Origin of the sequence: Martinezella lusitana, from assembly GCF_014207095.1 — a bacterium.
GTDB classification, from domain to species: domain Bacteria; phylum Pseudomonadota; class Alphaproteobacteria; order Rhizobiales; family Rhizobiaceae; genus Rhizobium; species Rhizobium lusitanum_B.
This window is the reverse complement of record NZ_JACHBG010000007.1, coordinates 341,245-351,934: the sequence shown is the minus strand read 5'-3', so window position 1 is coordinate 351,934 and position 10,690 is coordinate 341,245. Positions and strand designations below refer to the sequence as shown.

General features: G+C 61.1%; 9 protein-coding genes. 4 read left to right on the top strand and 5 right to left on the bottom strand.

The window, feature by feature from the left end:
• Positions 1-117: 117 nt before the first annotated feature.
• Both GGD46_RS17795 and paaN read right to left on the bottom strand, forming a co-directional pair.
• Positions 118-2,196 (bottom strand): 3-hydroxyacyl-CoA dehydrogenase NAD-binding domain-containing protein, encoded by a 2,079-nt coding sequence (locus tag GGD46_RS17795; protein ID WP_184706216.1) that lies wholly within the window; start codon positions 2,194-2,196, stop codon positions 118-120.
• 51 nt (positions 2,197-2,247) lie between these two features.
• Positions 2,248-3,909, bottom strand: coding sequence for a phenylacetic acid degradation protein PaaN (gene paaN, locus GGD46_RS17790; RefSeq protein ID WP_184706215.1), 1,662 nt, complete (start codon positions 3,907-3,909; stop codon positions 2,248-2,250).
• 102 nt (positions 3,910-4,011) lie between these two features.
• Here paaN and paaG point away from each other — a divergent pair, with 102 nt between their 5' ends.
• From paaG to GGD46_RS17770, 4 genes are all read left to right on the top strand, one after another.
• Entirely contained in the window at positions 4,012-4,800 is a 789-nt protein-coding gene (gene paaG / locus GGD46_RS17785) for a 2-(1,2-epoxy-1,2-dihydrophenyl)acetyl-CoA isomerase PaaG (protein ID WP_184706213.1), read from the top strand.
• Positions 4,797-5,240 (top strand): hydroxyphenylacetyl-CoA thioesterase PaaI, encoded by a 444-nt coding sequence (paaI, locus tag GGD46_RS17780; protein ID WP_184706211.1) that lies wholly within the window; start codon positions 4,797-4,799, stop codon positions 5,238-5,240. The genes paaG and paaI overlap by 4 nt, the downstream gene beginning before the upstream one ends.
• Positions 5,241-5,384: 144 nt before the next feature.
• A complete protein-coding gene (gene paaK / locus GGD46_RS17775; protein ID WP_184706209.1) occupies positions 5,385-6,695 on the top strand; it encodes a phenylacetate--CoA ligase PaaK in 1,311 nt (436 codons plus the stop codon).
• 106 nt (positions 6,696-6,801) lie between these two features.
• The gene (locus GGD46_RS17770; protein ID WP_184706207.1) at positions 6,802-7,398 is read left to right on the top strand and encodes a TetR/AcrR family transcriptional regulator; all 597 of its coding nucleotides are present in this window, start codon (positions 6,802-6,804) and stop codon (positions 7,396-7,398) included.
• A gap of 71 nt (positions 7,399-7,469) precedes the next feature.
• On the opposite strand, the gene GGD46_RS17765 is transcribed toward GGD46_RS17770, so the two are convergent.
• From GGD46_RS17765 to paaZ, 3 genes are read right to left on the bottom strand one after another with little or no spacing between them, the layout of a single operon-like run.
• On the bottom strand, positions 7,470-8,084 hold the full coding sequence (locus GGD46_RS17765) for a transferase hexapeptide repeat family protein (RefSeq protein WP_184706205.1): 615 nt from the start codon (positions 8,082-8,084) through the stop codon (positions 7,470-7,472).
• On the bottom strand, positions 8,085-8,603 hold the full coding sequence (locus GGD46_RS17760; protein WP_184706203.1) for an acyl-CoA thioesterase: 519 nt from the start codon (positions 8,601-8,603) through the stop codon (positions 8,085-8,087).
• 4 nt (positions 8,604-8,607) lie between these two features.
• Complete coding sequence (paaZ, locus tag GGD46_RS17755; RefSeq protein ID WP_184706201.1) at positions 8,608-10,665, bottom strand: phenylacetic acid degradation bifunctional protein PaaZ; 2,058 nt, start codon at positions 10,663-10,665, stop codon at positions 8,608-8,610.
• Positions 10,666-10,690 lie beyond the last annotated feature (25 nt).

Below are 10,690 nucleotides of genomic sequence, written 5' to 3'. Positions count from 1 at the left end.
ATCAGTCCCATCCGCAATCTCCCAGGTCATCAAAAACCCGGGGAGAGTGACATTCCAACTTTGCAAAAACAGGACACTTCAACTTTGCGGCTACAGCAGAGCATCAGATAAGGTTTGTTATGGAACTTCATCGACGGAATCAGCAGCTGCCATGAAACTATCGCGTTCGGCAGCCAGTCGCAGACCGTCGCAAGCTGGATCTGCAAGGCCCTCGGTCGCGAGGCGATCCAATACAGTGACAACTTCGGCAAGGCCGCGTGCCTGCGCATAATGCATTGGGCCGCCGCGCCAGCGTGGAAAGCCATAGCCATGGATCTTGACGAGGTCGATGTCGGCTGCGCGAAGCGCGATGCCTTCTTCCAGAAGGCGCGCTGCCTCGTTCACCATCGGCAGGATGATGGCATCGGCGATCGACGTTTCGTCCCAAGTTCGCTGCGTCAGTCCAGCAGCCTCTTGGGTAATGATAGCCGCAACCGCGCTCGAGGGCTGCGGCGTGCGATCACCGGGCTGATAATCGTACCAACCGCCATTCGATTTCTGGCCGACGCGCCCCATGGCACAAAGCCGGTCGGCGACAGGCGCAAACGGCGCTTCACCGCGTCCGCGCGCGGCCTTGCGTTGAAAGGCCGCAATATCGAGACCACCAAGATCCTGGGCCTCGAATGGCCCCATCGGCAGGCCGAATGCACGCATCGCTGCATCGACGGTGACGGGCGTCGCGCCGGAGAGCAACAGACGCTCCGCCTGTGCGCGTGTGACCTTGAGAATGCGATTGCCGATAAAGCCATCGCAGATACCAGCGTGTACGGGAATCTTGCCGAGCAAGCGGGCAAGCGCAAAGCCGCTCGCCAGCACGGGCAGCGCCGTCGTCCTGGTCGGGACGATTTCCAAAAGCTTCATGACATGGGCAGGGCTGAAGAAATGCAGACCCAGAAAGCGCTCCGGATGCGCAAGGCCCTCCCCGATCTCGTTCGGATCGAGATAGGATGTGTTCGTTGCCAGTATAGCGTCGGCTCGGCAGACACGAGACAATTGGGCAAAGACCGCCCGCTTGACGGCGAGATCTTCAAACACCGCCTCGATAACGAGGTCCGTATCCGAGAGCGCGCCATAATCACCCGTGCCGGTGACCCCTGCCATGCGCTCCGCTGCGATCTCAGGTGAGATACGGCCGCGCTTTACAGAGTTCTCGAAGATCTGGCCGACATTGGCGAGGCCCCGTTCAACGGCCGTTGCGTCGCGCTCGACGAGAACAACCGGCAGGCCGGCGTCCCTGAGCGCCGCAACGATACCGGCTCCCATGGTGCCGCCACCGATGACAGCGGCGGAACCAATATCGTGCGGTGCCACGTCCGCAACTTCCGGAGGACGAGGTGCGGCACGCTCGGCGAAGAATATATGGCGCAGCGCGGCGGCTTGTGCGGAGCCGCGCAATTCCAGAAACGTCTCGCGTTCGAAGGCCGTTGCTGTCAAAAAATCCGCCTCGCTCGCCGTCCGAATACAGGCGAGCGCACGAAGCGGGGCGACTTCCCTCTTTGCCTTCGTAGCGACAGCCTTTTCCGTCCGTGCCCAGAAATCACTTTCGACCGGCGGAACGCTGCGCTCACGGATCGGCTGTGGCCTCGGTTTTCGAGATACCTCCCCTGCAAAGGTGATGGCTGCCGGCAAGAGATCTCCCTCGATCACTGCGTCGACAAGGCCAAGGTCTCTCGCCTTTCCAGCTCCGATCGCAGTCCCACTGGTCACCATGTCAATCGTGGCCGGAGCACCGATCAGCCGTGGCAGGCGAACGGTGCCGCCGGCGCCGGGAACAATGCCGAGCTTTACCTCTGGCAAGCCGAAGTTCGCCGACGCGGCGGCAACGCGATAGGCGCAGCCGAGCGCCACCTCGAGCCCACCGCCAAGGGCGCTACCGTGCATCGCCGCTATCCAAGGCTTTTCTGCATTCTCGATGCCGGTGACGACCTCGGGAAGATGCGGAGGGACCGGCGGTTTGCCGAACTCGTTGACATCGGCCCCGGCGATGAAGGTACGGCCGGTACAGATAAGCACGACAGCATCGACGGTTTCGTCCACGTCAATGCTGGAAACAGCCTCTACCAGCGCCTGTCGCAATGCCTGCGAAAGCGCATTCACGGGCGGGTTGTCGATGGTGACGACAGCGATTGCGCCTTCATGCGTAATTGTGACGGTCATGGTCTCACAGGTCTCGTTAGCCGATGTTGTTGGCGGTCCGCCAAAGGAGGATTAGGCCGCAGCAGGTCGCCGCCACATCGCAATGCGAAAGCGATTGGCAACAAAGGCTGTATCCGTCAGGCTGGCATTGCCCGCCGGGTTCGCGCCGGTCACGTGGAAATCGCTGAAGGCCGCGCTCTGATTCACATAGATGCCACCGGTCAGATTGACCGACAGATTGACACCCGCTTTCGCGAAGCGGTCGGCTGCTGCCAGTATGCTCGCCTCTTCGGTTTCGTAGAGAGCGGCCGTTATCGCGCCTCTTCTTTCCGCAAGTTCGGCCGCCCGGTTCACGCCCTCAGTCACATCATCGACAGCGACGATGAAGACAACCGGGCCGAAACGCTCCTCGCAATAGGCGGCCTCGGCGGCAGCATCGACGGAGAGGATGAGCGGCGTCGCTGTGCGTGCGTCGTCCAAACCCTCGATCGGCGCGGAATCGCGAACGATGCGGCCGAGCGACCGGGCCTCGTTCACCCTCGCAAGCGAAGCCGGATTGGCGATGGCGCCGCAAATGCCGGCCGCGCGCGCCGGATCGGATAATAAGCTGTCGATGGCTCCAGCGATGCCGGCGGCAACCGCATCGAAGCTCTTGTGCCCGTCATCCGTGGAAATCCCGGAGCGCGGTACGAAGATATTCTGCGGAGCCGTGCACATCTGGCCGCTGTAGAGGGAGAGCGAGAAGGCGATGTTGCTGCACAGGCCAGCGAAATTGTCGGTCGCGCCGATGACGATCGAATTAACACCAGCCTCTTCCGTGTAGACATCAGCCTTACCGGCATTAGCCCTCACCCACGAGCCGAAGCTGTTGGAACCGGTATAGTCAACGATCGCAGTCGCTGGATGCTGCACGAGGTCTTTCGTGATCTCGAAGCCCATCGTGTCGGCGGCAAGCAATAGGGCGTTGGCATCGAAACCTTCTTCGGCAAGCACCTGCCTGACGATCTCGACCGTGATGGCAAGCGGCAATATCGCCGCGGGATGCGGCTTGACGATGACGGTATTGCCGGTTGCCAGGCTGGCAAACAGGCCCGGATAGCTGTTCCAGGTCGGAAAGGTATTGCAGCCGATCACGAGGGAAATCCCGCGCGGCACGACACGCCAGTGCTTATCGAGAACGATCGGCTCCCCCTTGCCTTGCGCTTTCGTCCATATCGCTTGCGCCGGAGTGCGGGTCATCTCGGCGTAGGCATAGGCGACCGCTTCGAGGCCGCGATCCTGCGCATGCGGGCCGCCAGCTTGAAACGCCATGGCAAAGCCCTGCCCCGTCGTATGCATAACGGCATTCGCCATTTCGAAGCTGCGGGCATTGAGGCGGGAGAGCGCTTCGAGGCATATGCCGATGCGGGCCTTGGCCGGTGCTGCAGCCCATTGTGTTGCGGCAGCCTGTGATGCCGAAACGAGTAGCTCCACGGATGCGCTCGGATAGCCGATACCAAGCGACGGCCCATAAGGCGATACTTCAACGCCAACCGAGCTCTGCGCCGGATGTCCGGCAATCTCGAACTGTTTTCCGAGCCTGGCTTCGTAAGCTGCTAGACCGTCGTCTCTGGCGGTTTCGCCATAGATCTTGCCGCTTGGGATTTCGGGATAGGCGGACCAGTAGTCGCGTTTGGCGGCCGCATCCATCGCACCCTGCAATGTCGTAAGATGCCGCTCGAAAAGTGCTGTCATCTCTCCATTCCTCCCTTTCGCTGTTTTTATAATTGACTGACCGGTCGGTCTATGCAAGAGTTTTTTCACGGTCACCGCTGGGAAAGGTGACAGGGAGGATACATGTCCGATTCCGACACTGTTCTATCAGTCCTTGCCGATGGCGTTTTGAGCCTCACGCTCAACCGACCCGACAAGCTCAACTCCTTCAATGAGGATATGCACCTTGCGCTGAGCGCCGGCTTTGAGCGCGCACATAAGGATGCGGATGTCCGAGCCGTTCTTCTGACGGGAGCCGGCCGCGGCTTTTCCGCAGGCCAAGATCTCGGCGATCGCGACCCGCGCAAGGGTACGCCAGATCTCGGGAGCACGATCGAGACCTTTTACAACCCGCTTCTGCGCCTGATCCGCAGCCTGGAAAAGCCTGTGGTCTGCGCGGTTAATGGTGTGGCCGCCGGCGCGGGGGCGAATATCGCCTTTGCCTGTGACATTACCCTTGCAGCCCGTTCGGCCCGGTTCATCCAGGCTTTCGCAAAGATAGGCCTTGTGCCGGATTCCGGCGGTACATGGAGCCTCCCCAGGCTCATTGGCGAAGCGCGTGCCAAGGCACTGGCGCTCACGGCAGAGCCATTGGACGCAGAGACGGCCGCAGGTTGGGGGCTGATCTGGCGCGCAGTGGACGACGACAAGCTGATGGATGAAGCAAAGGCGCTTAGCGTCCGGCTTGCTTCAGGCCCGACATTGGGCCTTGGCCTGACGAAACGCGCCATTCAGGCGGCAGCGACCAACTCGCTCGACGAGCAACTCGATCTCGAACGTGATCTGCAGCGCGAGGCCGGCCGCAGTGCCGACTATGCGGAGGGGGTCTCAGCTTTCCTCGAAAAGCGCAAGCCGGAGTTCAAGGGACGATGAGCCTTACTGAAAATCTCTCGCCGCAAGAGCTCGCGCAGGCTTGTGCGAAATCGATGTGGGAAGACGACAACGCCACTCGCCTCCTCGGCATGGAACTGACTGCGGTAGCGCCGGGCGAAGCCACAATTTCGATGGATGTGACCGAGGCAATGACGAATGGTCACGGCACCTGCCATGGGGGCTATATCTTCACTCTGGCCGACTCGGCCTTCGCCTTCGCCTGCAACACATATAATCAGCGCACCGTCGGCCAGCACTGTTCGGTGACCTATATCTCGCCGGCTTTCAGGGGCGACCGGTTGACGGCGGCGGCTCGTGAGGTGTCGCGCCGCGGACGCGGCGGTATCTACGACATCGCGATTACCAATCAGCATGGCGAGCAGATCGCGGAATTTCGCGGCCACTCACGCTCGGTCAAGGGTACGCTTCTGCCTGAGTAGACTTCGCGTCGGGAGCATCTAACGCATTTCCAGGAAGAGCGCGCAGCTGCTCTTCGTCCGTAATGTGTAGGACAACAAGAGGATAGAGCTTTTTCGGCTTCGAAGAGAAGCGAAGTGGCCCTGGCATTTCTGGAGGAGACTTTCATGGAAAACCTATCACCGCGGGCCGGCGAGCTCGAGGCCATCGAGACAGCCTCGCGCGACGAGATTTCCGCGCTGCAGCTTGAGCGCATGAAATGGTCGCTCACCCATGCTTATGAGAACTCGCCCTTTTATCGGCAACGCTTCGATGAAGCGGGCGTTCATCCCTCCGATCTCAAGAGCCTGTCGGACCTCGCCAAGTTTCCCTTCACGACGAAGAAGGATCTACGCGATACCTATCCTTTCGGCATGTTCGCCGTACCGCGCGAGAAGCTTGCCCGCATTCACGCCTCCTCCGGCACGACGGGCAAGCCGACCGTCGTCGGCTATACGGCCAAGGATATCGACACCTGGGCGACCGTCGTTGCGCGCTCAATCCGCGCCGCCGGCGGCCGTGCTGGTGATCTCGTGCATGTCGCTTACGGCTATGGGCTGTTCACCGGCGGCCTTGGCGCGCATTACGGCGCCGAGAAACTCGGCTGCACGGTGGTGCCGATCTCGGGTGGCATGACGGAGCGGCAAGTCACGCTGATGCAGGATTTCAAGCCGCGCATCATCATGGTCACGCCCTCCTATATGCTGTCGATCCTCGATGAATTCCGCCGCCAGGGCATCGACCCCAGAGAGAGCTCCCTCGCCGTCGGGATCTTCGGAGCAGAGCCCTGGACGAATGCCATGCGCGATGAAATCGAGCAGGCCTTCGATATGCACGCCGTCGACATTTATGGCTTGTCGGAAGTCATCGGACCAGGCGTCGCCAGCGAATGCGTCGAGAGTAAGGACGGCCTGCATATCTGGGAAGATCATTTCTATCCCGAGATCATCGATCCGGTAACCGGCGCCGTCCTGCCGGATGGCGAACTCGGCGAGCTGGTCTTCACCACCTTGACCAAGGAAGGGCTGCCGATCATCCGTTATCGCACTCGCGACCTGACGCGGCTCCTGCCCGGCAGCGCGCGCTCCCTGCGCCGCATGGAGAAGGTGACGGGACGGTCCGACGACATGATGATCCTGCGTGGCGTCAACGTCTTCCCAACGCAGATCGAGGAACAGATCCTCAAATGTCACGGGCTTGCGCCGCATTTCCAGATCGAACTGACGCGCACCGGCCGCATGGACAACATGACCGTTCATGTGGAATGCACCCTGGAGGCAGCCGACGAAGCCGCACGCGGCGTTTCGGCAAAGGAACTCACCCATCACATCAAGAGCGTTGTCGGTGTGACGACGAAGATCATCGTCCACGCGCCGGGTGGTGTCGCGCGCTCGGAAGGCAAGGCCAAACGGGTCGTCGATAACCGCCCGAAAGAGTGATTGATATCTGGACCGGGATAGCTCGATAAAGATTTGATTGTATATAGGAAGAATCGGCCGCCCCGCGGCCGTTATGGCCAGTAGGGAATGAACAGAGCAGGACAAGATGGCACGCACGCGCGCAGTTGATTTCGAGGAAAAGCAGCGTGGTATCCTGGCGAGCGCCGCGGCTGTTTTCGCCGAGGTCGGCATGGAGAAAGCCTCCATGTCGATGATCGCCTCGCATAGCAATGTCTCGAAGGCCCTGCTCTATCACTACTACCCCGGCAAGGACGCGCTGATTTTCGATATCGTGCAGACGCATCTGACGGAGCTCGAAAGTGCAATCGAGGCGGCGGATCGCACCGATATCGCACCGCAGGAACGGCTGGGCTTACTGGTGAAAGCCGTGTTGAAGAACTATGAAGGCGCCGACAACGAGCATCAGGTGCAGTTGAACGGTACCCATGCCCTATCGCCCGAGCAGCTCTCTGAATTGCGCATGATCGAACGCCGTATCGTCAAACGCTTCTCCGGCATCATCGAAGCCCTTAATCCAGATCTGAACAAGAACAGGCCGTTGCTGATGCCGGTCACCATGTCGCTCTTTGGAATGATGAACTGGGTCTACATGTGGTTTCGACCGAATGGGCCGATCACCCGCGACGAATATGCCGATATCGCCACCACCCTCATCCTCGAAGGGGTCAAGGCCGTCCGTTGACGGAGCATGATGCCGAAAAATGTGCGCGGTTTTCGGGCGACATCTTGCTCAATCCTTGATTCCAGAGCGGATCAATCACCGAGCTTCATTCTCTCGAGAACAAGCGGATCATATTCCGGCGCGCGAATGCGGCGGCGGTCCGGCTCGGGCGCGGTCAGTGCTTCAACTGCCACCAGCTTCTCCTTCGCCTCCAATGCCAACCGCTGATAGATCGCGGTACCCTGGCGCTTCCAGGCGATTTCCTCTGCCGTAAGTTCTCGCACGATACGCGCTGGCGAGCCGACCGCCAGGCTGTTTGCCGGGATTTCCGCGCCGGCCTTAACGAAGGCCATGGCTGCAACGATAGCGTTTTCACCGATGACGGCCTCATCCATGATGACCGCGTTCATGCCGACCATCGCATTGGCGCGGATCTTGCAACCGTGCAGCACCGCGCCATGGCCGATATGCCCCGCCTCGCCGATCGTGACTTCCAAGTTCGGAAAACTGTGCACGACACAGGTCTCCTGCACATTCGAGCCACGCTCAAGCACGATGCGCCCGAAATCGCCGCGCAGCACGGCGCCCGGCCCGACATAGCAGGCGGGGCCGATGATGACATCGCCGATGACTGTTGCGGCCGGGTGCACGAAGGCCGCAGGGTCGATGACCGGTATCACGCCATCATAGGAATAGATCTGCGCCATTCAATCGCCTCCCAAACCTTCCACATCCCGGCCGGTTTCGGCTACCGATTCAAGCCGTTGCGCGAATTCGCGACGCAGGGTGCGGCGTAGCTGAGCGGCCTTGTGTCGACGGATATCGACCGGCGTTGCCGGCACCAGTTCTGGCACGCGGACCGGGCGACCAGCTTCATCGACGGCAACCATGGTGAAATAGCAGGAGTTCGTGTGACGGCGCTCGCCGGAGCGGATATTTTCCGCCTCGACCCTTATGCCGACCTCCATCGACGTGCGACCTGTATCGTTGATCGAGGCGCGGAAGGTCACGAGTTCGCCGACATTGATCGGCTCCTTGAATAGAACCTGATCGACCGACAAAGTCACCGCATATTGCTGGGAATAGCGTGACGCACAGGAAAAGGCGACGCGATCGAGCAGGTTCAGAAGTGCGCCGCCATGCACCTTGCCGCTGAAATTCGCCATATCCGGCGTCATCAGCACGGTCATTTCCAGGCGATGCGGGTCTTGCTCGATCGTCGTCATGCGCTCACTCTCTCGTTTTCGCCACCATCGTCAGAACGTCATACTGCGCGACGACGGCTTCCAGCTGGTTCGTTACCTTGCAATCCCAACGCACCTCGCCATGCTCGGCATTGGCGCGGGGATTGATCTCCTTGCAGGTCAACTGCACCTGAAGCGTATCACCCGGATTGACCGGTGTCAGGAAGCGCAAATTGTCGACGCCGTAATTTGCAAGGACCGGACCCGGCGCCGGATCGACGAAGAGGCCGGCGGCGAAAGAGACGATGAGATAGCCGTGGGCGACGCGACCGTCGAAGAACGGATTGGCCTTTGCGGCTTCCTCGTCCATATGGGCGTAGAAAGTATCGCCGGTGAAGCTTGCAAAATGCTCGATATCGTCGAGCGTGACCGTCCTTTTGGCGGTGACGAGCTGATCGCCGATCTTGAGTTCGGCGAGCGACTTGCGGAACGGATGTTCACTGCCGGTCTGCGCAGCAGCCCCCTCCATCCAGCGACCGGTGACCGCCGACAACAGGCGCGGTGTGCCCTGGACGGCTGTGCGCTGCATATAGTGCTTCACGGCTCGGATGCCGCCAAGCTCCTCGCCGCCGCCGGCGCGGCCCGGGCCGCCATGGACGAGGCCCGGCAAGGGGGAACCATGCCCGGTGGAGCTCTTGGCACTCGCACGGTTGCCGATCATCACACGGCCATGGAACGGCGCAAGACCAAGAACGACCTCCTCGGCGAAACCGGGGTCATTGGTGAAGACGGAGGCAACAAGGCTGCCCTTGCCACGCCGCGCCAGATCGACCGCCTCTTCCGCCGTATCGTAAGGCATCACCGTGCTGACGGGGCCGAAGGCCTCGACATCGTGGATCGCCCGCGCCGAGCCTGGCTTGTCGCAATAGAGGAGCACCGGATTGAGAAAGGCGCCTGCCTTCGCGTCGCCAGACATGATGCTCGGATTGTCGGGATCGCCGACGACGATCTCGGCATCGACGGCCAGGTCGCGGATGCGGGCACGCACTTCCTCGCGTTGATCGAGGCTCGCGAGCGGCCCCATACGAACCGTCTCGTCGGCCGGATTGCCGATCGCGGTCTTGCCGAGACGATCGTTCAAGGCCGAAATGAGAGCATCGCTGTAGGCACGCGGCGCAATGACGCGGCGGATGGCCGTGCATTTCTGACCGGCCTTCACGGTCATCTCGCGGGCGACTTCCTTGACGAAGAGATCGAACTCCTCCGTGCCGGGGCCGGCATCAAGGCCAAGAACGGCCGCATTGAGGCTATCGGCCTCCATGGTGAAGCGAACGGAGTTTTCGATAATGGCCTTATGCGTCTTGAGACGCCGACCGGTCGCTGCGGAACCGGTGAAGGTAACGACATCCTGGCCTTCGACATGATCAAGGAGATCGCCGACCGAGCCGCAGACAAGCTGCAGCGCGCCTTCCGGCAGCAGGCCGGTCTCGACGATGCGGCGAACCATGAGTTCGGTGAGGTAAGCGGTCTGGCTCGCCGGCTTGACAATGGCGGGAACGCCGGCAAGCAAGGTCGGCGCCACCTTTTCCAGCATGCCCCAGCAGGGGAAGTTGAAGGCGTTGATGTGAACGGCAACACCCTGCAGCGGGCTTAGAATATGCTGCGCGGAAAAGCTCTGATCCTTGGAGAGCTGCTCCACGTCGCCATCGAGCAGCACGCGCGCATTCGGCAGCTCGCGCCGGCCCTTGGAAGCGTAGGACAGCAGCGTTCCGATGCCACCTTCGATATCGACCCAGCTATCGGCCCGCGTGGCGCCCGTTGCCGTCGAGAGCGCATAGAACTCTTCCTTCCTCTCGAGCAGAGCCTGTCCGAGCGCCTTCAGCATTGCGGCGCGCTCATGGAAGGGCATGCGTCTGAGCGCCGGACCGCCCTTGTCGCGACCATGCGCCAGTGTCTGCTCGAAATCGATGCCGGAGGAATCGATTGACGCAACGGGTGCACCGGTCGAGGCGTCGAGCAGCGGTACGCCCTCCTTGGCACCGGCGACCCAAGTGCCTCCGACATAGCTCTCAAGCCGGCGCGGCTGGTTTGCCATGATGTTCATCCGTGTTTCCTTCCTTCATTTTCCG